This is a genomic window from Pseudomonas sp. NCIMB 10586 (assembly GCF_023127895.1).
GTDB lineage: Bacteria > Pseudomonadota > Gammaproteobacteria > Pseudomonadales > Pseudomonadaceae > Aquipseudomonas > Aquipseudomonas synxantha_A.
This window is the reverse complement of record NZ_SPKQ01000017.1, coordinates 1-20,832: the sequence shown is the minus strand read 5'-3', so window position 1 is coordinate 20,832 and position 20,832 is coordinate 1. Positions and strand designations below refer to the sequence as shown.

The 20,832-nt window shown below is 60.0% G+C and carries 16 protein-coding genes and 4 tRNA genes; 11 read left to right on the top strand and 9 right to left on the bottom strand.

The annotated features are described in order from the left end of the window. Nucleotides 1-92 precede the first annotated feature (92 nt). Nucleotides 93-1,127, bottom strand: coding sequence for an ATP-binding protein (locus E4P01_RS08040; RefSeq protein WP_005786632.1), 1,035 nt, complete (start codon nucleotides 1,125-1,127; stop codon nucleotides 93-95). Next, nucleotides 1,127-1,891: a response regulator gene (locus E4P01_RS08035; protein ID WP_032877075.1), complete on the bottom strand. Its 765-nt coding sequence runs from the start codon at nucleotides 1,889-1,891 to the stop codon at nucleotides 1,127-1,129. Before E4P01_RS08035 ends, E4P01_RS08040 begins: the two co-directional genes overlap by 1 nt. 257 nt (nucleotides 1,892-2,148) lie before the next feature. Between E4P01_RS08035 and pyrF the strand changes: the two genes are divergently transcribed. Continuing rightward, entirely contained in the window at nucleotides 2,149-2,847 is a 699-nt protein-coding gene (gene pyrF, locus E4P01_RS08030; protein WP_005786636.1) for an orotidine-5'-phosphate decarboxylase, read from the top strand. A gap of 568 nt (nucleotides 2,848-3,415) precedes the next feature. Here pyrF and E4P01_RS08025 read toward each other — a convergent pair. After that, on the bottom strand, nucleotides 3,416-4,423 hold the full coding sequence (locus tag E4P01_RS08025) for an NADP-dependent oxidoreductase (protein WP_078820739.1): 1,008 nt from the start codon (nucleotides 4,421-4,423) through the stop codon (nucleotides 3,416-3,418). Between the two features lie 228 nt (nucleotides 4,424-4,651). Between E4P01_RS08025 and E4P01_RS08020 the strand changes: the two genes are divergently transcribed. The 3 genes from E4P01_RS08020 to E4P01_RS08010 all read left to right on the top strand — a co-directional run bounded on the left by E4P01_RS08020 (nucleotide 4,652) and on the right by E4P01_RS08010 (nucleotide 9,107). Then, complete coding sequence (locus E4P01_RS08020) at nucleotides 4,652-5,413, top strand: SDR family oxidoreductase (RefSeq protein WP_032877073.1); 762 nt, start codon at nucleotides 4,652-4,654, stop codon at nucleotides 5,411-5,413. A 200-nt stretch (nucleotides 5,414-5,613) separates the two neighbouring features. Further along, on the top strand, nucleotides 5,614-7,026 hold the full coding sequence (locus E4P01_RS08015) for a PLP-dependent aminotransferase family protein (protein WP_216090968.1): 1,413 nt from the start codon (nucleotides 5,614-5,616) through the stop codon (nucleotides 7,024-7,026). A gap of 113 nt (nucleotides 7,027-7,139) precedes the next feature. Next, the gene (locus tag E4P01_RS08010; protein ID WP_216090969.1) at nucleotides 7,140-9,107 is read left to right on the top strand and encodes a methyl-accepting chemotaxis protein; all 1,968 of its coding nucleotides are present in this window, start codon (nucleotides 7,140-7,142) and stop codon (nucleotides 9,105-9,107) included. Between the two features lie 35 nt (nucleotides 9,108-9,142). On the opposite strand, the gene E4P01_RS08005 is transcribed toward E4P01_RS08010, so the two are convergent. Both E4P01_RS08005 and E4P01_RS08000 read right to left on the bottom strand, forming a co-directional pair. Then, on the bottom strand, nucleotides 9,143-9,955 hold the full coding sequence (locus tag E4P01_RS08005; protein WP_032877070.1) for an alpha/beta hydrolase: 813 nt from the start codon (nucleotides 9,953-9,955) through the stop codon (nucleotides 9,143-9,145). A gap of 135 nt (nucleotides 9,956-10,090) precedes the next feature. Then, nucleotides 10,091-10,849 (bottom strand): hypothetical protein, encoded by a 759-nt coding sequence (locus tag E4P01_RS08000; protein WP_005786648.1) that lies wholly within the window; start codon nucleotides 10,847-10,849, stop codon nucleotides 10,091-10,093. Between the two features lie 369 nt (nucleotides 10,850-11,218). On the opposite strand from E4P01_RS08000, the gene E4P01_RS07995 reads away from it, so the two are divergent. From E4P01_RS07995 to E4P01_RS07980, 4 genes are all read left to right on the top strand, one after another. Continuing rightward, nucleotides 11,219-11,294, top strand: a tRNA-Glu gene (locus E4P01_RS07995). Nucleotides 11,295-11,297: 3 nt separating this feature from the next. Beyond that, nucleotides 11,298-11,373, top strand: a tRNA-Gly gene (locus tag E4P01_RS07990). Nucleotides 11,374-11,478: 105 nt separating this feature from the next. Beyond that, nucleotides 11,479-11,554: transfer RNA gene (locus E4P01_RS07985), tRNA-Glu, on the top strand. Between the two features lie 3 nt (nucleotides 11,555-11,557). Beyond that, nucleotides 11,558-11,633: transfer RNA gene (locus E4P01_RS07980), tRNA-Gly, on the top strand. A 78-nt stretch (nucleotides 11,634-11,711) separates the two neighbouring features. On the opposite strand, the gene E4P01_RS07975 is transcribed toward E4P01_RS07980, so the two are convergent. Continuing rightward, entirely contained in the window at nucleotides 11,712-12,503 is a 792-nt protein-coding gene (locus E4P01_RS07975; protein ID WP_216090970.1) for a helix-turn-helix transcriptional regulator, read from the bottom strand. A 136-nt stretch (nucleotides 12,504-12,639) separates the two neighbouring features. On the opposite strand from E4P01_RS07975, the gene E4P01_RS07970 reads away from it, so the two are divergent. Both E4P01_RS07970 and E4P01_RS07965 read left to right on the top strand, forming a co-directional pair. Further along, complete coding sequence (locus E4P01_RS07970; RefSeq protein WP_078820751.1) at nucleotides 12,640-13,743, top strand: polyamine ABC transporter substrate-binding protein; 1,104 nt, start codon at nucleotides 12,640-12,642, stop codon at nucleotides 13,741-13,743. A 48-nt stretch (nucleotides 13,744-13,791) separates the two neighbouring features. Beyond that, complete coding sequence (locus E4P01_RS07965; RefSeq protein ID WP_005786654.1) at nucleotides 13,792-14,079, top strand: hypothetical protein; 288 nt, start codon at nucleotides 13,792-13,794, stop codon at nucleotides 14,077-14,079. 96 nt (nucleotides 14,080-14,175) lie between these two features. Here the strand turns inward: E4P01_RS07965 and E4P01_RS07960 are convergent, their stop codons facing one another. The 3 genes from E4P01_RS07960 to E4P01_RS07950 form a co-directional block, all read right to left on the bottom strand. Then, a complete protein-coding gene (locus tag E4P01_RS07960; protein ID WP_216090971.1) occupies nucleotides 14,176-15,180 on the bottom strand; it encodes an FAD-dependent oxidoreductase in 1,005 nt (334 codons plus the stop codon). After that, nucleotides 15,167-17,347 carry a hypothetical protein gene (locus E4P01_RS07955; protein ID WP_148852262.1) on the bottom strand — a complete coding sequence of 727 codons (2,181 nt, stop codon included), beginning with the start codon at nucleotides 17,345-17,347 and terminating at the stop codon, nucleotides 15,167-15,169. Before E4P01_RS07955 ends, E4P01_RS07960 begins: the two co-directional genes overlap by 14 nt. Nucleotides 17,348-17,460: 113 nt before the next feature. Beyond that, nucleotides 17,461-18,951 (bottom strand): PLP-dependent aminotransferase family protein, encoded by a 1,491-nt coding sequence (locus E4P01_RS07950; protein ID WP_216090972.1) that lies wholly within the window; start codon nucleotides 18,949-18,951, stop codon nucleotides 17,461-17,463. A 78-nt stretch (nucleotides 18,952-19,029) separates the two neighbouring features. Here E4P01_RS07950 and E4P01_RS07945 point away from each other — a divergent pair, with 78 nt between their 5' ends. After that, on the top strand, nucleotides 19,030-20,691 hold the full coding sequence (locus E4P01_RS07945; protein ID WP_216090973.1) for a M24 family metallopeptidase: 1,662 nt from the start codon (nucleotides 19,030-19,032) through the stop codon (nucleotides 20,689-20,691). The last annotated feature ends 141 nt before the right edge of the window (nucleotides 20,692-20,832 follow it).

The window sequence follows — 20,832 nt, the reverse complement described above, 5'->3', positions numbered from 1 at the left end:
ATCAAAAGCAGATCAAGATCAAGAGCGGCTCGCTTCGCATCGTGGTTACCGTGGGGGCGGCAAGCTGCACAGTTGTGTAGAAGGGAGAAGCCTCAGCCCCTCGGCAACCACATCACCGCAGTCAACCCACCACCCGGCGTGTCCTCCAGGCTCAAGTGCCCGCCAAGCCGCTCGACGGCCTCTCTGGCAATGGTCATCCCCAAACCGACCCCTCCGGAATTGCGGTTGCGCGATCCCTCCAGCCGAAAGAACGGTTCGAACACCGCCTCGCGTTTATCGGCGGCGATTCCCGGGCCGTTATCGATCACTCTGATCACCAGTGCGCCACGGCTGTCGGCCAGTTCTACTCGCGCCATGCCGGCATAGCGCAGCGCGTTGTCGATCAGGTTGTTGAGGCATGAGCGCAGGGCCATGGGCTGCACTTGCAAGGGCGCGCAGGTGCCTGAAAATTGCACGTCGCAGCCCTGGTCCTGGGCGTTCTCGCTGAGGGACTCCACCAGTGCCTGAACATCAAGCCAATGCCGCGTCTCGCTGGTGCGTTGTTCGTGCAGGTAGCTCAGGGTGGCGTCGAGCATATCGATCATGTCGTTCAGGTCCTGACGCATCTGGCCTTGCAGTTTGGTGTCTTCGATCTGTTCCAGGCGCAGTTTGAGGCGTGATAACGGGGTGCGCAGGTCGTGAGAGACCGCACCGAGCATACGTGCCCGCTGGCTGACTTGTTCGCGGATGCGCTTTTGCATCAGGTTGAAGGTCGAGGCCGCTTGCCTTGCCTCGCGCGGGCCGGATTCCACCAGCGGCGGGCTGTCGAGGTCGACGCTCAAGCGCTCGGCTGCGGCACTCAGGCGCTGGATCGGCCGGCTCAGCAGCTTGGCGCCGTACCAGGCGGCAATGATCAACGAGATAAATTGAAACGTCAGCGGTACCAGCGGGCCACCAAACCAAGGGCGAGGTTCCTTGCGCAGCGGTTTGAGGGTGCCGTCCGGTTGTTCGACGAACGCCTGGGGAGGCGGAGGCGGTGGCCGGCCGTAGTGGTGAAACCAGAAGAGCGCCAGCACGTGGGCCAGCACAATGGCCACCAGCAATAGGCCGAACAGTCGCCCGAACAGCGTATTGAAGGTGGCGCGCATCAACCGATATCCCGGGCGTCGAACAGGTAGCCTTCGCCGCGTACGGTCTTGATCAACTGCGGGGCCTTGGGGTCATCTCCCAGTTTCTGGCGCAGGCGTGATACCAGCAAGTCGATGCTGCGATCAAAGGCTTCGATGGAGCGACCACGGGCCGCATCCAGCAGTTGCTCGCGGCTCAATACGCGGCGCGGGCGTTCGATGAACACCCACAGCAAGCGAAACTCGGCGTTGGACAGCGGCACCACCAGGCCGTCATCGGCCACCAACTGGCGCAGTACGCTGTTGAGGCGCCAGGTGTCGAAGCGGATGTTGGCCCGTTGCTCGGTGCGGTCATCGCGCACCCGGCGCAGGATGGTCTGGATACGGGCCACCAGCTCCCGGGGCTCGAATGGTTTGGACATATAGTCATCAGCGCCCAGTTCCAGGCCGATGATGCGGTCGGTGGGTTCGCAGCGGGCCGTGAGCATCAGGATCGGAATGTCCGACTCGGCACGCAGCCAGCGGCACAGCGACAACCCGTCCTCGCCCGGCAGCATCAGGTCCAGTACTACCACATCGAAGGTTTCGGCTTGCATGGCTTGGCGCATGGCGGTGCCGTCGGTGACGCCCGAGGCCAGGATATTGAAGCGCGCCAGGTAGTCGATCAGCAGTTCGCGGATCGGCACGTCGTCGTCGACGATCAGCGCACGGGTGGTCCAGCGCTTGTCTTCGGCGATCGTCGTGCCTTTAGGCTCTTCGTTTACGGGGACGGAAGGGGTCTGCATAGTGCGATCATCTGCCTGAGTAGTGCTGTCAGCATAGGCGCCCAGCGCCGTGGCTGGAAATGCTGGGCGTGCGATAGTGTGCGAGGCTAGCCGGGCGGCGTGTTGAGGGCGTGTCGTGAATGTATCGACTTTGAAACAAGTGCTCGAAATCGCGTGTATCGGGCACTTGATCAGTATTTACCGATCATCGGATCCCGCAACGGCGCTGCTTGCGCTACAATCCGCGCCGATTTCGACTTGCCTGAGAGCCCATTCCAATGTCCGTCTGCCAGACTCCTATCATCGTCGCCCTGGATTACCCCACTCGTGACGCCGCACTGAAGCTGGCTGACCAGTTGGACCCCACGCTATGCCGGGTCAAGGTCGGCAAGGAACTGTTCACCAGTTGCGCGGCGGAAATCGTCGGCACCCTGCGGGACAAAGGCTTCGAAGTGTTCCTGGACCTGAAATTCCATGACATCCCCAACACCACGGCAATGGCCGTGAAGGCTGCCGCCGAAATGGGCGTGTGGATGGTCAATGTGCACTGCTCCGGCGGCTTGCGCATGATGAGCGCGTGCCGCGAAGTGCTGGAACAGCGCAGCGGCCCCAAACCGCTGCTGATCGGCGTGACCGTGCTGACCAGCATGGAACGCGAAGACCTGGCCGGTATTGGCCTGGATATCGAGCCTCAGACGCAGGTATTGCGCCTGGCGGCTCTGGCGCAGAAAGCCGGCCTCGATGGCTTGGTATGCTCGGCCCTGGAAGCCCAGGCCCTGAAGAACGCCCACCCGTCGTTGCAACTGGTGACGCCGGGTATTCGCCCGGCGGGCAGCGCGCAGGATGACCAGCGCCGTATCCTGACCCCGCGCCAGGCCCTGGATGCCGGTTCGGACTATCTGGTGATCGGCCGTCCGATCAGCCAGGCGGCGGATCCGGCCAAAGCACTGGCCGCGGTGGTTGCCGAAATCGCCTGATACTTAGGGGAACACGGTAAAAAATGTGTGAGGGGGCTTGCCCCCGTTAGCCATGGGTATCTATACAACTTCTGTACGCCGCCGGACCCTGTGGGAGGGGGCTTGCTCCCGATGGCGGCCTAGGGGCCGACCAGGATCTTGGATCAGACCGAGTACATATCTGTTATTTAGGTAACGGCCACTGTTGGTTCCGCTTTTACAGCGGGTCACTTTGGAAAAGAGAGCCCCAAAGTAACCAAAGGGCTCTTGCCCCACCACTCGGCACCTCGCCTGGGCTCGGTGTGCCCGTAATCCGCCATGGATTTGGGGCGGCTAAACCGGCATCCCTGCCGGTTTACCCCCCAAATCCATGTCGAATTCCGGCCAGCGTGGTTTAACGGGGCGCCTAAGATCAAAAGCAGAGCAAGAGCAAGAGCAAGAGCAAGAGCAAGCAGCGAGTCAGCATGGTCATCGTGGGCAAGCCCTAATGCCAGTCAGTCAAGCGTACATCGCCCTCTGTAGGAGCGAGCAAGCTCACTCCTACAAAAGCCTAGGGCAAGCCCCCTCCCACATTTAGATCTGCCGTGTGTCAGCTGACTTTCAGTATCAACTTCCCGAAGTTCTCGCCGCTGAACAGCTTCATCAGCGTTTCCGGGAAGGTCTCCAGCCCCTCGACAATATCTTCCTTGCTCTTGAGCTTGCCCTGGGCCATCCAGCCGGCCATTTCCTGCCCGGCCGCCGCGAAGTTCGCCGCGTGGTCCATCACCACAAACCCTTCCATGCGCGCACGGTTGACCAGCAACGACAAGTAGTTGGCCGGACCTTTGACGGCTTCCTTGTTGTTGTATTGGCTGATCGCGCCGCAAATCACCACGCGGGCTTTGAGTGCCAGGCGGCTGAGCACGGCGTCGAGAATATCGCCGCCGACGTTATCGAAATACACGTCCACGCCTTTGGGGCACTGGCGTTTGAGGGCGGCAGGTACGTCTTCGCTTTTGTAGTCGATGGCGGCGTCAAAGCCCAGCTCATCGAGCAGGAACTTGCACTTGTCGGCACCGCCGGCAATCCCCACCACGCGGCAGCCTTTGATCTTGGCGATCTGCCCGGCGATGCTGCCCACGGCACCCGCGGCGCCGGAAATGACCACGGTGTCACCGGCTTTCGGCGCACCGGTCTCCAGCAGGGCGAAGTAAGCCGTCATGCCGGTCATGCCCAGGGCAGACAGGTAACGGGGCAGGGGCGCAAGCTTGGGGTCGACCTTGTAGAAACCACGGGGCTCGCCGAGGAAGTAATCCTGCACGCCCAGGGCGCCATTCACGTAGTCCCCCACCGCGAAGTTCGGATGGTTCGAGGCAATCACCTTGCCGACGCCCAGCGCCCGCATCACTTCGCCGATGCCGACCGGCGGGATGTAGGACTTGCCCTCATTCATCCAGCCACGCATGGCCGGGTCGAGGGACAGGTATTCATTGCGTACCAGGACCTGGCCGTCGGCAGGCGTGCCCACCGGCACTTCCTGGTAGGTGAAGGTCTCTCGCGTGGCCGCACCGACCGGGCGTTTGGCGAGCAGGAATTGGCGGTTGGTCTGGGCGGTCATGGCAAGGACTCTTTGGAAATGAATCATGAGTGATAGCCCTTCAGTGACGCCAGGGCAAGGTTGTCTGCGGGAGGCGAATGCCCGTCGATAGGCATCGCTGATAACCATCCCGGTAGACTTATCACTGCGATTCATGCAGCGCTAACCCGCCGTCTGATAGTGCTGACGCGCTGATCCCTGTGTTGGCTAGACTCGCGCCACCGTTACCACTCCCATAGGACAGTTCCCATGAGCATGACATTTTCTGGCCAGGTCGCCCTGGTAACCGGCGCCGCCGCGGGTATTGGTCGCGCCACTGCGCTGGCGTTCGCGGCCGAAGGCTTGAAGGTGGTCGTTGCCGACCTCGACGTGGCGGGGGGCGAGGGGACTGTTGCGCTGATCCGCCAGGCCGGCGGCGAAGGGGTGTTTGTGCGTTGCAACGTCACGCTCGAAACGGACGTACAGCAATTGATGGCGCAGACGGTCGCCATCTATGGACGACTGGACTATGCCTTCAACAACGCCGGGATTGAGATCGAGAAAGGCAAGCTGGCCGACGGCAGCCTGGATGAGTTCGATGCCATCATGGGGGTTAACGTCAAAGGCGTCTGGTTGTGCATGAAGTATCAGTTGCCGCTGTTGTTGGCCCAGGGCGGCGGAGCAATCGTCAACACGGCATCGGTGGCCGGGCTGGGGGCGGCGCCGAAGATGAGCATCTATGCGGCGTCCAAACACGCAGTGATCGGCCTGACCAAGTCGGCAGCCATTGAGTATGCGAAAAAGAAGATCCGCGTGAACGCGGTCTGCCCTGCCGTGATCGATACCGACATGTTTCGCCGCGCCTACGAGGCCGACCCGCGCAAAGCCGAATTCGCGGCGGCCATGCATCCGGTCGGGCGCATCGGCAAGGTTGAGGAAGTCGCCAGCGCCGTATTGTACCTGTGCAGTGATGGTGCCGCCTTTACCACCGGCCAGTCCCTGGCGGTGGATGGCGGCGCGACGGCGATCTAGGACGGCAAGTCGCACGGCATTCGAAAATAGGGCGAGGTGCTGTGGGGCGTTTCCATAGGGGGCAGTGGGCCGTGTTCGAATATGTATCAGTAGGTAAATAATCCAATAAAATCAATACTTTAATAAAACTTGGCAGCAAGTTTTGGCGGGCTTCTGTGCTTAACTGTTTTGGGTTAACAAACAGTTGAAGTGAGTGGCTCATGGATTTAGGGATCGATCGACAAGCCCTGGTACCGGTTGTTCAGCAAATCGTCAGCGCGGTGGCCCATTGGATTCGCAAGGAAGGAGTGAGCCCTGGAACGCGCTTGCCGTCCATTCGGCAACTGGCCCTCGACAACCTGCTGAGCCAGTCCAGCGTGATCGAGGCGTTCGAGCGGTTGGTGGCCCAGGGCCTGTTGGCTCCGAAGCACGGCTCGGGTTTTGTGGTGGCGCAACCCGCCACTGACCAGGAACGCCACTGGTACGAAGGCGCGGAGCAACTGTGGGGCGCTTTTACCGATAGCCCGCTGGGCGAGCTGAAGCTGGGATGCGGCTGGCTGCCGGACGCCTGGCGCGAAAGCGATGACATCAGCTATGCGATCCGCGAACTCACTCGTACCGATACCGGGGCCTTGTTCAATTACAGTACGCCCTTGGGGCTGCCGGTGCTGCGCGAACAACTGCTCAAGCGTCTGACCCAGATTCACATAGCCACCCGCCTGGACTGTATTCTCACCACCCATGGCGTCAGCCATGCCCAGGACTTGCTGATACGTACCTTGCTCAAGGCTGGTGATGAGGTTGTGGTGGAAACACCCGGGTATGGCAACCTCTATCGCCAGTTGGCGTTGCAGGGTGTCACGCTGCTGGAGGTTCCGCGCGCCCGTGGCGGCCCGGATATCCCAGCCTTGGAGATATTGCTGCAAACCCATCGGCCCAAGTGCCTGTTCATCAATAGCCTTTATCACAATCCCACCGGCACCAGCCTGTGCCGTTCGGTGGCGCAGCGGTTGTTGGAACTGGCGCGAGAGCGGGATTTCCTGATCATCGAAGAGGATGTCTACGGCGACCTGCAACATGCCAGTTGCACGCGCTTGTCGGCGCTGGACCACAATGACCGGGTGATCTATGTGTCGAGTTTTTCCAAGACCCTGAGCAGCGCCCTGCGCGTGGGTTACCTCTGCGCCAGTGCCACGCTCATTGCGCAATTGGCTCACCTCAAGACCCTGACGGGGCTCGGCACCTCGCGCTTTGCCGAAGCCATGGTGGCAACCTTGTTGAGCAACGGCACTTACCGTAAGTGGGTGCAGCGCCTGCGCAAGCACCTGAATGCGCAGATGGCTGCGACTTTACAGGTGCTGGAGGATGAAGAGTGGCAGGTCTTTGCCGTTCCCGCAGGGGGCATGTTCCTGTGGGCGCGACCGGGCATCCCGGACCCATCGCGGCTGCAGGCCTGTGCACGGCGGCTCGGCGTGCTGCTGTCGCCCGGCGCGCTGTTCAGCCCCACCGGGGAGCGTAGCGACTGGCTACGCATCAATGTGGCCTATGCAGGGGATCAGCGCGCACTGGCGTTGTTCCGTGCCATGGGGCCGACCAGATCGACCTCGACCATTCTGAAAACGACGGGCGTGTAGCTTTTTGCCATTATTGCGGCGCCAGCGGCTTGTGCTCAGTGCCCTGGGGTTGCCACTCTCACTGCTTGTAAACCTGGCTTATGGCATCTGCCATTGCAAGAGGATCAAGTGCAATGATTTGGGGCGTGCAACGACGATTCGCCAACCTTGGCATGGCAAAAAAACTGGGCTTGGGTTTTACCTTGGTACTCCTTCTGACGGCCCTGGTAGCGGCGATCGGTGTAGGGGCCCTGCACACCGTCGGTCAGCGCTTTGATGGCCTCAAACAGATGTCTTCGCTCAATAGCGAGCTGCTCAAGGTGCGCGTGATCGAGCAGAACTACGCGCTGCACGCCGACCCCAAGGCTGTTGACGCCCTGCATGGCAGTGTTGACGCATTGCTGGCCCAGGCCATCAGCCTCAAGGCCCGGTCCGCCGTCAACGAGCGAGTGATGAGTGATGTCGAGCAAGCTTTGATTGCCTATCGCAAGGCGTTTGACGAGTTCGTCGACTTGACCCAGGCCAAGGATCTGGCGCTGGAAATGGCCAGTTGGTCGGTGTCCAGCGTGGCCAATAACCTGGACGTGTTGCAAGCCGGCCTCGCCGACGACGGCGCTTATGGCCTCAAGGAAAGCCAGGGCAAGGAGGGCGCCGAGTTTATCGAGCAGGCGGGGCAGGTCAGCCAGGTGTCGCGCCTGATGCTGCAAGCCATGAACGAAGCGCGAGTGCGCCTGGATCAGAGCCGCAAGGCTGAAACAGACGACGGCGCACAGGGCAAGATCGAGCAGGCCGACCAGGCCCTGGCCGAGGTCGAGAAGTTGAAAGCCAGCGTCAAGGACGCGGGCTACCAGACCGTACTCAACGAAGTCAGCGGGCATATCGCGTCATTCAGTGAAAAGCTCGGCGAGTACATCGGGCTGCTGGCCCAGGAAAAGCTGGTCTATACGCAACTGCATGATCGCGCCGAGCAAGTGGTCAGCCAGGTCAATCAGGCGTACGCCGCTGAAGATCAGTCCATGCAGGCGCAGTTGCAGCGCAGCACGCTGCTGATCATCGCTTCCTCGGCCTTGGCGTTGCTGGTGGGCTTGATTGCTGCTTGGCTGATTACCCGTTTGATCGTTGCGCCGTTGCGCAGCGTGATCGCCGTGGCCCAGCAGATTGCCTCGGGTGACCTGAGCGGGCGCATGGAGGTCAGCCGCCGCGATGAAATTGGCCAATTGATGCAAGCCATGCAGCAGATGAGCAGCGGTTTGAGCCAGATGGTCAGCGGGTTGCAGGCCGGCATTGAACAATTGGCCAGTTCCGCGCATTCGCTGTCCAGCGTTACCGAACAGACCAACCACGAGGTCAACAGTCAGAAGGAAGAAACCGAACAGGTTGCCACGGCGATGAACCAGATGACCGCCACGGTGCACGATGTGGCGCGCAATGCCGAGCAAGCGGCGCAAGCTGCACAGACGGCGGATGCCAAGGTCGACAGCGGCCAGCAGGTGGTGCGCATGAGCTTGCAGCGTATCGAATTGCTGGCCACGTCAAGCAACAGTGCCAGCGCGAGTATCGAAAGCCTCAGCGCAGAGATCCAGAACATTGGCGCCGTGCTGAGCGTGATCAATAGCGTGGCCGAGCAGACTAATCTGCTGGCCTTGAACGCCGCCATCGAAGCGGCGCGTGCCGGTGAGCAGGGGCGTGGCTTTGCCGTGGTGGCCGACGAGGTACGGGCCCTGGCCAAGCGCACCCAGCAATCGACCGAGGAGATCGAACGGCTGGTCAGCACCTTGCGCAGTGCGGCGCAGTCGTCGGTGCAGCAGATCCAGCAAAGTGGCGAACTGGTGAAACTGGCGGTCGGTGATGCCCTGCAAACCGAAAGTGCCTTGGGCAGCATTGCGGCCGCCGTGTCACTGATCCAGCAAATGAACCAACAGATCGCCGCCGCCGCCGAGGAGCAAAGCTCGGTGGCCGAAGAGATCAACCGCAGCGTCACCAGTATTCGGGCAAGTGCCGATCATTCGGCGCTGAGTATGCAAGGCAATGCAGCATCAAGCGTCCAGCTGGCGCAGTTGGGCGTGGAACTCCAGGGGATGGTGGGGCATTTCCGCCTGTGATCGCCGCTGGGGTGCGGCGAGCAAGGCGAAGGGGGTCAGGCGTTGTTGGCGAGGAAGGTCAGCAGTGCTTCGTTGACGAAGTCCGGGTTTTCGCGGCTTGAGATATGCCCGGCCTCGGGGATCAGGATCAGGTCGCAACCAATCAGTCCGGCCATTTCCTCGGATTCGGCAGGTGGGCGGGGGGTGTCTTGCTCGCCGCACAATATCAGGGTGGTGTCGGCGTCCAGACGCGGCAATTGCTCCAGGATATCTTCACGGCTGAAGATCAGGCGGCCCAGCGGTACGATGCTATCGAGCAGGCGTTCGCGGGGGAATCCCTGCAGGGATTTGCGAAAGTCCTGATACAGCGCCGATTCACGGTCGATGTTCGGGCGAAAGAAGATCGGTGCGATCACATCCAGTAGCGGCTCGGGGATGGCGCCGGCGTCTTCGATCATCTTGAACAGCGAGAAATAATACTGGCGAGTCGCTTCAGGTTCGGCGCCGAGGTAGGTGTCCATCAGCACCACGCTGTTGATGCGCTCGGGCGCCAGTAGTGCCAGGCGCGCGCCCCACATGCCACCGACCGACAGGCCCACCAGGTTGATCTGCTCGACGTCCAGGTGATCCAGCAGCGCCAGGGCCTGGCGAGCCAGATCATCCAGGGACCGGGTTTGCGTGGGCATCGGGCCCGACTCGCCATGGCCCCACAGCTCGGGGACTATTACACGGTATTGCTGGGACAGCGCTTCAATCTGCGGCGTCCACATGTCGCGAGCCCACAGGTAACTTGAACCAAGCAATACGACCGGGCCGCTGCCCTGGTCGAGGTAATGCAGCGGTTGTCCATCAATCACGGCAACAGGCATAGCAGGCCTCTAACTTCACGGAGTGAGGGGCACTTTTTTACGCTAGTCGGGGGCGGGGGGATAGATGCAAAGTGATGGCATATGGTGTGAGGGTGCCATCCAACTGACACCCCTCCCACGTTATTGACTGGGCTGTCAGTCGTAGATAGCTTTCTTTTTCCACTCGGCGTCGGCATCGACGACCTTCAAACCTTCGGTCAGCTCGTTGACTTCGTCTTCTGCCGGTTGGCTGTTGGTCAGCACCGTGGAGTTGGCGCGGGCCAGTTGTGACTCCAGCAGTTGCAACTGTGCGCTGTAGAGCACCGGTTCCGGTTGTTTGCGCAAGTACTGCACGCCGCGTTCGAACGCCAGGCGCGCCTGGCCGGGCTGGCCTTGCAGCAGGGCATGTTGGCCGAGGTTGTTGAAGAACTCGATATGCAGCAGTACCAGGATATGACGGATTTCCTTGATCCAGTGCTTGGCTTCATTGGTTGGCAGGAAACCGTCCTGGGCTGCGCGGGTGACTTGGCCGTGCAGGGCTTCGAGCAAAAAGCGCACGTCCTTGGCCTTGGCTTCGGTCTGGATCGGCGCAGGTGGGTTGGCCACCGGAATCGATTCGCCCTGGGCGATCAACGCATTCAGCTCGCTGATACGTGCCTTGATTGGCGCGCTGGACTTATTGAGGTTCAACAGGCGCTGGTTGACGTTCAGTTCCAGGCGAGCCAGCAACAGTTTGAGCGCCGGGGTCATCAGTTGGCCGGGGAAAGTCTCGGTGATTTCACCGCAGCGACGCAGCCGATCGTTAAGCTCGATCTCGGTACGCTTCTTTTCCAGCTTGTTGTTTTCCACCACGTGGTTCATGTAGCCAATGGCGATCAGTATTACGATCCCGGCTATTACCAGCAGGGTGATCATGAGTGGTGTCACCGGTGTGACCTCTTTATAGGGTTTGCTGTGGAGTGTAGTGACTGGGGCACCCGGCGGATAGGACCGATCGACCAGTTGCCCGGGTAGTTTCTTCTATATAGGTAAGCGCTTCCGAATGGGTGCACATTGCCATCATTTGCCCAGGCAGACTATAACGCCTTGTTGAACGCCAGAATATAGGCGCCAAGGCTCCAGCGGCGACAATGCCCGCACGGGCCGGCAAACCATGGCGAAGTCATTGATTTAAATAAATTTATCCTTGGGGGTTGACGACCTTTCAATCCATCCATAGAATGCGCGCCACTTACAGCGTAAAGCACACAGCGAAACGCGGTAGGGAGTGAATGTTGTACGTGTGTCCCCTTCGTCTAGTGGCCTAGGACACCGCCCTTTCACGGCGGTAACAGGGGTTCGAGTCCCCTAGGGGACGCCATATGCGGGAATAGCTCAGTTGGTAGAGCACGACCTTGCCAAGGTCGGGGTCGCGAGTTCGAGTCTCGTTTCCCGCTCCAATTTACAAGCAGTGTGGCCCTCGGGCGGCATTGAGTGAAACCAGGACCAAGTCTTCGGACGAGGCCTCTGGGCACTGAAATACACACCATGTGTTTCAGTAGCGTGTCCCCTTCGTCTAGTGGCCTAGGACACCGCCCTTTCACGGCGGTAACAGGGGTTCGAGTCCCCTAGGGGACGCCATTTGCGGGAATAGCTCAGTTGGTAGAGCACGACCTTGCCAAGGTCGGGGTCGCGAGTTCGAGTCTCGTTTCCCGCTCCATATTCAACGAAAACGCCGATCAGAAATGATCGGCGTTTTTGTTTGTGCTGAATTTGGCCAGATACGGTTTTGCCGCGTTCAAACGGCCGCATGGGCTTGCGGCCTTGGCATAAAAAATCGGGCAAACAGTTCGGACTGCGATTTGATATTGAGCTTGCTGTAGAGGTTGCGGCGGTGAACTTTGATGGTTTCAGTCGACAGCGCCAGCTTCCCGGCGATTTCCTTGTTGGAAAAACCGCTGAGCAGCAACTTCAGCACGTCTTTCTCGCGTGCTGTTATTTGTGTGCCCAACTGGGTCAGCACCTCAGTCCATGGGGCCGGTTCGGCGATGTTCTTTTGTGGGTCAATTTCAAAGCACATGCGTTGATGCATCATTGCCGTCACCCACGGCTTGATCATGTCCAGTAGCGTGACTTGCGCCTGGGTGAAGCGCACGTTACTGCCAAACGACATGCACAAGGTTCTGTCGGCATCGAGTTGCACGTTGTACTGCGCCTCATCGACCGAGATGTATTGCGCGAAATATTGCTGGTAGTACTCGGTTTCAAGAAAGTGTTCCGGCGCAATATCGAGCAGATGGAAGAACCCGCTCTGCGGGTTTTCCCGATTAGCGATATAAAACGGGTCCAGCAGGTAAAGACCTTTCACATACCGATGAATAAAGGCATCCACTTCTTCGCTGTCCGCCACCTCCGGCAGGCTGATCACCCGCACGGCGTGATCGCTGAAAACCAGCACAACCCAGTTGTCTATCTGCACATATTCATTCAATACGCGAATCAATGAGCTCCAGAACTCTGGTCGATCAAGCTGCATGATCAGTTTGCCAACCGATCGGTGCCAAGCCAGGTTGTGAAGGTCAAGCGACATGTTCTACCCCTTTAGGGTTAGGGATTTGCAGGCCGGAGCTAAGTACTTGTAGGTATTTACTATTCGACAACGCCCGGTATATTCACCCCGAGCTTACGATAGCCATGAAGGCGCTTCGGGTAACAGGGATAGTCATATGAGTCGATCACACTTGCGAGCTATTTTTTTAGCCTCGCTGCTTGGCGCCGCCATCAGCACGCCGGCCAGCGCCGCGCAATCTTCGGTGTATCTGTATAACTGGTTCGGGTTTCTCGAGCCGCAAACCCCGAAGGAGTTCCAGCAGGAAAGCGGCATCAAGCTGCATATGGATGCCTTCGACAGCGCCGAAACCATGCAGAGCAAAGTCATGGCCGGGCGCACCGGTTATGACCTGGTCGTGGCTACTTCCAATGTGCTGCCCGGCCTGATCAAGGCGGGGGTGTTGCAAGAGCTGGACCGCTCGCAACTGAGTAATCTGTCGCATATCGATCCCGATATCCTGTCTCTGCTGGCGGTCAATGACCCTGGTAATCGCTACGCCGTACCCTACGTCTGGGGCACCACCGGCATTGGCTACGATGTGGACAAGGTCAAGGCCGCCCTGGGTGATAACGCCCCGGTGGACAGCTGGGATCTGATCTTCAAAGAAGAAAATATCAGCAAGCTCAAGGCCTGTGGCGTGGCCATGCTCGACTCGCCCAGCGAAATCATTTCGATCGCCTTGCACTACCTGGGGCTGCCCAGCAACAGTACCAACCCTGAGGATTACCAGAAGGCCCAGGCCCTGCTGCTGAAAATCCGTCCCTACGTGCTCTATTTCGATTCCTCGCGAATCGACACCGATTTGGCTGACGGCAATATTTGCGCAGTTGTAGGCTGGGCCAATGGTGCGCTGGCTGCGCAGGCGATCAATGAAAAATCCAACAGCGGACGCAAGATTGCCTACAGCCTGCCTCGAGAAGGCGCATTGGTCTGGTCTGAAAACTGGGTACTGCTCAAAGACGCTCGGCACCCCAAGGCTGCGCTGGAGTTCATTAATTACATGCTGCGCCCCCCGGTGATTGCCAAGACTTCCAACTACATGCTCTATCCCAACGCCAATAAAGATGCCACGCAGTTCGTCGAGCAGAAGTTGCGCGATAACCCGTGGATTTATCCCGATAAAAAGACCATGGCCACGCTGGTTCCGCTTGAGCCGTTGCCGTTGAAGGCGGAGCGTATTCGTACCCGGGTCTGGACCAAGGTCAAGAGCGGTACGTGAGTGTAGGCCTATTGGGCGTTTGACCCAGGGGCCGGGGAGGGCAACAGCATGCGCCAAGGCGGTGATCAGTGCTATTTGGAGTCAGACGACTACAAAGCGTACAAAGAGATTGAAGAGCAGATCGGCCTCTGCACGCCGGAACAAGCCTGGGCCATGTATTACGTCTCGACGGGCATGGTGCGAGAAAACATCACCCTGGCGGTGATGGAGCACATCGGCAGGGGGAATCGCGCATTGTTGCTTGAATTCCCCGACCTGGTACGGGTCAGGGGGCGAGACTATGAGCCCGGAGCACTCGCGTCCAACTGGCCTTTGTTGCGCAGGCATCGTGGATAACGCCCTGCGCAGCGCCTATGCAAAGCAAAGCTTGATCGCAGGATATCCATGTAAGGCATATTGCACTGGCTACGGCGCTGGGGCTCGTTGGTCGTCTCATAGCCAGCCAGGTGGATAAGGGTGGGCTCGATAGAAGCGACGTAGGGCGAGCACGTCTCGCTCGACGGTTTTTTTTACCCAAGCCTGATAAGCCGCTTGCACTGTCATTTCGCCAGCCGGCCAGGACCGACAATCGATAATCGCCGAGGCCGCCTGCATGCCGGATATCAATGCCTTGATCACGCCGTGAGAGGCGCACGGGTCCAGCGTCGCAGCGGCGTCACCGACTAGAAAATAACCGCTCCCGGCTGTCGTGCGGCACAGTCGCCACGAGACATCTGCTCCGCGAATCCGGCCGATCATCCTCAGTGGCTCCAATGCCTTGGGTATCAGGCGGTGCGGCACGTCTTGAGCAAACGCCAGTTGGGTCCAGTGCAGGCAGGTTGGGCTGATACGGGCAATCCAGTGCCAGCCGTCTGAGTGGGCAAACAGCCCGAGTTTTTCATCCGGCAGGTTGCTGTCTTCGCAGTAGCCGTAACGTGCGACCAACCGCGGTGAAAAACGGCGCAAGGGTATTTTCAATTGGCGTTGCAGCCAGGCGTGATGCCCAGTGGCATCTACTACAAATTGCCCGGTCCATTGTGCTGCTTGCGCCTGGACGCCTTGAACACGACCTTGCTCCAGCAATACCCGGCTCGGATGTCTGAGATGAACGATCTGCACGCCCAGATTGCGTGCCTGTTCAAGTAATTGCTGGTCGAGTAACGCTCGCGGAATCTGGAAGCCCCTCCATTGCTCGTCGCCACTTGCGCTGAATGCCTGGAAACGAGGCGGGCCATCCCAGTGAACCCAATGGCCCGTGTGGCGGTGGCAGTTCTGGGGGGGGATCCCCAGTTGGCGCAGCAGCGGCTCAACGCCAGGGTGCAGTGTTTCTCCCGGCCGGTGTCTGGGAAAACTGGTCTTCTCCAGCAGGACTACCCGTAGCCCTCGCTGTGCGCAGTGGATTGCTGCAGCGCAGCCAGCCGGGCCGCCGCCGACAACAACGACGTCAAAGTGACTCATCGAGGTGTCGCCAGGGCTCCCCGTCCCGGCGGATAAGCAGCGCGTCCTGGCTCATATACAGTTCGATCTCTTGCTCTATTTCCACATGACGAAGTTTGAAGTCGTGCGCTGGGGTGCTGATCGCGCCGTGTTTGTAAAGCCTGTAGTACGCCACCTCGCCTTCCAGTCGCAAACCGGCCTCTTGCTGTGCGACGTCGAAAGCTTCGTCCGGTAATTGCACCTGAAAAAACGACAGCAGCGGCCAGCGTTTTCGTTGCTCGCTGTCTGAGCCCGCACCGACTGCTTGATAGGCGCGGCGCATGCCCAGGACACGCTGATGGTACTGCCTGGTGCTGGTCTGCCCGGTCGCGGCCAGTGAGATCCGGCCATCCAGCGCGGCCTGGGTGTAGTCGCCGTATTCATAAGCCTGGTATTGAACCAGCGTGCGCCCCTCCAGTTCGATCAGTGAGGGGCCGCTACGCCCATCCCAGGCAGGCTGGTCTAGCAGGCCGATTTCGTTGTCAGTCAGCGGGATGACCGTAGCAGAGACATTGCGTGGTTCGAACGTACGGGTTGAATCAGGCGCCACCCCTGGCCAGTACGAACCCAGCGCAGCACAGATGCGTGCATCTTCCGTGAACGGGCTGGCTAACTGATAGCCACACAGCATATTGGTGAATGGGGCATCTACCAAACCACGGCCGACTTCCCAGCCAGGCCCGAAGACGCCGCTGGCGAAATCCGGCAGCCAGGATTGTCGCTGGGCATAGGCCGCCGGATGTCCGGGGCTTGGAGTCGTGGACGTTTGGGGGTGCGAGACGATCGCAGTGGCGCCGCGGTCTTCAGCGGAAAAATAACCGCCCCTGAGCGATTGATTGATGAAAAACCGCACATCGGACAGTGGGTTGACTCGCGTGTGCCATACCTGCGGACAGGGTGGGGTAGGACAAGGAAAAACCTGCGGGTCGCTGGACCATTGCTTGAGTTCCCGTTGTCCACACAACGGGTAAAAATCCGGTGCTCCGATAATCGAATAGGCGGCGATGCTCTGCAGTTCCAGTGCTGGACAGAGTGCGCGCACCCAGCCATCGGCCATTGCGTCCTGATAGTGTAAGGCTCGGTAGCCTCCGGCCTTGACGATGGCATCGACATCCTCACGTTGATTCAGGTCTTCAATCGAGCCGTCGTCACGCACATGATGGCGCCCATGCACCAGGCCGCCGGTGCCCGGGGGCATCATGAAGGACAACGGTCGACCTTGGTAGTGAGCCAGCTGCACCAGCCGCTCCTTGGCGTTGGGCACCAGCAAGCCTGGTGCAAAGCCATCGATATCCGCCCAATGACATAACCCCTCGGTAATGACGAAAGGTGCGTTGAGAATGTCAGGCTCTTGCCAACCGGTATTGCGAAAGCGTCTGTGGATTTGACCGATCTTTTCATTGACCTGGTGATTGACCAACTGAACGCTCAGGTCCATACCCGCCACGCACTCGTCGCCGTCGAATACCTTATGCAAGGGCACCCAGAACTCAAGATCATGGTCGATGGATTGAGCATTCATCGGGCCGAACCGCTCGGGCTGACCCACATGCCGTGCCGCTATGAACGCGCCGTAGCGCGCCGGGATAACGCGCATTTGATTGGGCTGGTCCTCGACAAAGGGCAAAAAGCCCCTGCGTTGCGGGTCATACAGCGCTGGCGCCGTACCGACCCGGGCGATTCCGGTGCGGGAAAAGCACAGGTCGGCCTGGCGCCCATGCACGGTCTCGGGGCGGGGGCGGTATTCATAGGCAAACACGGCAATCGCCAGCTCTGCATCACCCGCGGCCAGCCGCAAAACCTCCATGCTGGGAGGATTGGCACCGTAGACATAATTAAGGATGTGTTCGGTTTCAGCAGGGGTAGGGAAGGCTGTGAGTGCACTGCCGTTGATTCCGAGGTTCACATTCGGCGAGGCGAATGCATGAAACAGCAGGCTGGCGGCCGGGTGCCCAGGCTCGACGCCACGTACGCCATCGGCCGAAAAGTCCTCAAAGCCGGGCTGGGTACGATCGATGAGCAGGGGTTTGGCGAGTTCATCGCGCAGGGTTGTCGAGGTTATGTCCAAGCCATGGTGCAGCAACAGATCACGCCAGCCGGTGGGAGCCAGGCGTGTGCAGGCGCGTTCGACAGCGTTGATCAGCGACATCCCGAGTGCTCCGACAGGTTCAGAGGCCAGGGTACGTTAAAGGGGGCGGCGCGGTAACTGACCGAACGGCTAGGTAAGCGGGAAAGGAACCGTTGCACCGGGCCATCACGCGTTCAGCGCCTATCCATCGCTTTCATAGCCTGCGCCAGCCGTTGTGTTGCGTGATGGATCTCATCCCGGTCCAGGGAGGCAAAGCCCAGGCGCAGTGCGTTTTCCGCTTGGTCGCTGGGTGAAAACTGACGACCGCTGCGTACCACCAGCCCATGCTCCAAGGCGGTGTGCACCAAGCGATCCACGTCCACGCTATCCTCGAAACGCACCCAGAGCGCCAAGCCACCTTCGGGCTCGCGTATCTGTATGCGCTCACCGAATGCCTGGTCCAGGCAGTCGCGCAGCACGGTGCGGCGCGCCCTGTATTCCTTCGAAACGCGGCGCAGGTGTTTTTTCAACTCACCGTGATTGATCAAGTCCGCCAGCATGGTCTGTGCGACCGCATCGGCATCGCCCAGCATCAGTGCGGCATTGCGCTGCAGGGCTTCAATCACTTGCGTGGGGGCCACGATGTAACTGCAACGAAACGTCGAGCCCAGCACCTTGGATAACGAGCCGATATAGATCACATGGCGCTGGCCGCGGTCACTGGCCAGCGGCAGGTAAGGGCGGCCGCTGAAGTGATATTCGTGGTCGTAGTCTTCTTCGATCACGCAAAAGTCATGTTGCGCGGCCAATGCCAGCAAGTGTTGTCGACGTGCGGCATGCAGGCTCACGGTGGTGGGAAATTGGTGGTGGGGCGTGAGGTAGATCAGGCGCACCGTGTGCTCGCGGCATAAGCGCTCGACCTGGTCGGTGCGGCAACCTTCATCGTCGATGTCGACCGTGACCAACTGCGCGCCGAGCTTGCGGAAAATTTCCCACGCCGGCGGGTAGCTCAAACGCTCCACCAGTACCACGTCGCCAGGCTTGATCAGCAGGCTGGCGCTCAGGTACAGGGACATCTGCGTGCCTTGGGTCAGGCAAATATTTTCGGCAGTCACTGTCAGCCCGCGGTTATTGCGCAGCATCTCGGCCAGGGCGCAGCGCAACTGATAGCCGGTGCCCTCACTGCCGTAGCGCACCGTGTTGGAGGCGAAGCTGTTACGCAGCGCATGGCGATAGTAGCGATGCAACACGGCCTGGGGCAGCAAGCGGTGGTCGCTGGTGCCATTGTCGAAGAACAGCGCACTGTGCCGATGTTGAAGCGCGACCACCTGGGCGTTATGGGTGAAATACGGTACCACCGGCTGGTCCAGCAGCAGTGGGGCGAAAGACGGTTGCACCGCACAGGGCAAGGGCTTTGGCGCCAGTTGCGCATTGACGAATGTGCCACGGCGCGGCTCGCTGATCAGCCAGCCTTTGGTCATCGCTTCTTCATAGGCCAGGATCACCGTCTTGCGGTTGACGTCGAGCATTTGTGCCATTTCCCGTGTGCCCGGCAGCAACGTCCCAGGCGGCAGGCGCCCTTCGACAATCGCGGTGACCAAGCCTTCGGCAATCTTGCGATAGGACGCCTGGCGGGTGTCGTCGTCAAGCTTGAGCAGGGGGCGCCATTTACGCAACTGGACCATCTGAAGTATCCAAAACTGGAGGTTTTAATGGTCCTAGTCTAGCGTAACAATCCAGGCCTCACTTACCCCGAGGTCTTTATGAACACACGCCATGTCATTGAACTGTCTCCCTCGGGAAAAACTTTTGAGACCGGCGACGAACTGTTGCTCGACGCCATGCTTGCCAGCGGCCTGGCCGTGCCGTTCTCGTGCCGCCGCGGCGCGTGCGGCTCCTGCAAGGTGGTGGTCGCCGCAGGTGAGTACCGGGCCAAGCGCCTGGCGCCGGATGCGCCGGCGCCGTGTTACCCCCTGGCCGCCAATGAAATGTTGCTTTGCCAGAGCCATGCCTGCACCGACATGCGCCTGGAGATTCCCGGCTGGTCCCTGGACACACCTGCGTTGGTCGTTGGCGCTCAGGTTATTGGCAAGCGCGCGCTCGGGCCTGATGTCATTGAGTTGATGCTCAAGCCCGATACACCGTTGAAGGTGCGAGCTGGCCAATACCTCAAGTTCCACCTGGCAGACGGCGACACGCGTTGCTTCTCGGTTGCCAACCTGCCAACAGAGGACGAGGGGCGTTTGGTCTTCCAGATTCGTCGGGTGCGCGGCGGGTACTTTTCCGAGGGCGTACTGGATGGCTTGGCCGTGGGGGCGCGGATGCAATTGGAAGGACCGTTTGGCGCCTGCACCTGGCAGGACGATGACGCAGCGCCCGTCGTGCTGTTTGCCACGGGTACCGGTTACGCGGGCATCAAGCCGATCCTGTTGACCGCGCTCAAACGCAATGTCGAGGTGACGTTGTATTGGGGCGGCGCGCAGTCAACCGACTTTTATGACGGCGCCTTTCTGGATGAATCGATGCTCGAGCACCCCCGTTTTCGCTGGCATTCGGTGCGATCATCCGAGGGGCGGGTGCAGGAGGTTGCATTGAGCCACGGGCATCATTGGGAGGCGGCCCAGGTCTATGCGTGTGGTAACGGCCCCATGCTTAGCCAGGTGCGTGCCCATTGCGTTGAGGCGGGGTTGCCGAGCCATCGGTTTGTCGCAGAGGCGTTTGTCGGCAGTGGTCGGTCAAGCGCGCAAGCGGTATTGCTGTCGTTCGACCCGATCTGGGAAAAAGTCGGCCCGCGCTATTCCCTGGACGGGATGTTGGCGGCGCGAGAAAAATCCATACGCGCCCTGGCGGCCATCGCCAGCCGGTTGACGGTCGGCATGACCACCAGCGAAGCCCTCGAGATGGCCGCCCAGCAACTCACGGCCATGGGCGCCTCGCACACCTGGCACCCGACTTACATTCGCTTTGGCCCCGACACCATCCGGCCCTCCCGCGAAGGTGTTGATCGTCAGCGCAAACTGCGCGCCAGCGATATCGTCGTGGTCGACCTGGGGCCGGTATGGGACGGCTATGAAGGCGACTACGGCGACACGTTCATCTTCGGTGAGTTGCCGCTGCATCTGGCGTGCAGGACTGCGTTGCATGAGGTGTTCGATGAGACCCGCCAAGCGTGGCTGCGTGGGCTGACCGGGCGCGAGCTCTACGACTTCGCCGAACAGAGCGCCGTGTCGAAAGGCTGGAGGCTGGCACGCAATCTGGCGGGGCATCGCCTTGCGGATTTCCCCCATGCCTTGTTCGAAAGCAAGGAGTTGGCTGACCTGGAGATCCCACCGAGCGAAATGGCCTGGGTGCTGGAGATCCAGTTGTGCCATCCCACTGAGCCAGTGGGTGGGTTCTTTGAAGACATGTTGATGTTGCAAGCCTGAAGAGCCTGCCATTGCTGCCGAGAATTGTGTTTGTCGCGATAGCCCTGCCAACCGAGATCAACCCAACACCACCAATCCCCTGTGGGAGTTGTCGAGCTTCAGCGAGGCTGCGAAAGCGGTGGTTCAGGCGATGAAAATGTT

Coding starts and splice junctions, on each gene's coding strand:
- E4P01_RS08040 (WP_005786632.1), bottom strand. CDS start 1,127: ATGCGCGCCACCTTCAATACGCTGTTCGGGCGACTGTTCGGCCTATTG.
- E4P01_RS08035 (WP_032877075.1), bottom strand. CDS start 1,891: ATGCAGACCCCTTCCGTCCCCGTAAACGAAGAGCCTAAAGGCACGACG.
- pyrF (WP_005786636.1), top strand. CDS start 2,149: ATGTCCGTCTGCCAGACTCCTATCATCGTCGCCCTGGATTACCCCACT.
- E4P01_RS08025 (WP_078820739.1), bottom strand. CDS start 4,423: ATGACCGCCCAGACCAACCGCCAATTCCTGCTCGCCAAACGCCCGGTC.
- E4P01_RS08020 (WP_032877073.1), top strand. CDS start 4,652: ATGAGCATGACATTTTCTGGCCAGGTCGCCCTGGTAACCGGCGCCGCC.
- E4P01_RS08015 (WP_216090968.1), top strand. CDS start 5,614: ATGGATTTAGGGATCGATCGACAAGCCCTGGTACCGGTTGTTCAGCAA.
- E4P01_RS08010 (WP_216090969.1), top strand. CDS start 7,140: ATGATTTGGGGCGTGCAACGACGATTCGCCAACCTTGGCATGGCAAAA.
- E4P01_RS08005 (WP_032877070.1), bottom strand. CDS start 9,955: ATGCCTGTTGCCGTGATTGATGGACAACCGCTGCATTACCTCGACCAG.
- E4P01_RS08000 (WP_005786648.1), bottom strand. CDS start 10,849: ATGATCACCCTGCTGGTAATAGCCGGGATCGTAATACTGATCGCCATT.
- E4P01_RS07975 (WP_216090970.1), bottom strand. CDS start 12,503: ATGTCGCTTGACCTTCACAACCTGGCTTGGCACCGATCGGTTGGCAAA.
- E4P01_RS07970 (WP_078820751.1), top strand. CDS start 12,640: ATGAGTCGATCACACTTGCGAGCTATTTTTTTAGCCTCGCTGCTTGGC.
- E4P01_RS07965 (WP_005786654.1), top strand. CDS start 13,792: ATGCGCCAAGGCGGTGATCAGTGCTATTTGGAGTCAGACGACTACAAA.
- E4P01_RS07960 (WP_216090971.1), bottom strand. CDS start 15,180: ATGAGTCACTTTGACGTCGTTGTTGTCGGCGGCGGCCCGGCTGGCTGC.
- E4P01_RS07955 (WP_148852262.1), bottom strand. CDS start 17,347: ATGTCGCTGATCAACGCTGTCGAACGCGCCTGCACACGCCTGGCTCCC.
- E4P01_RS07950 (WP_216090972.1), bottom strand. CDS start 18,951: ATGGTCCAGTTGCGTAAATGGCGCCCCCTGCTCAAGCTTGACGACGAC.
- E4P01_RS07945 (WP_216090973.1), top strand. CDS start 19,030: ATGAACACACGCCATGTCATTGAACTGTCTCCCTCGGGAAAAACTTTT.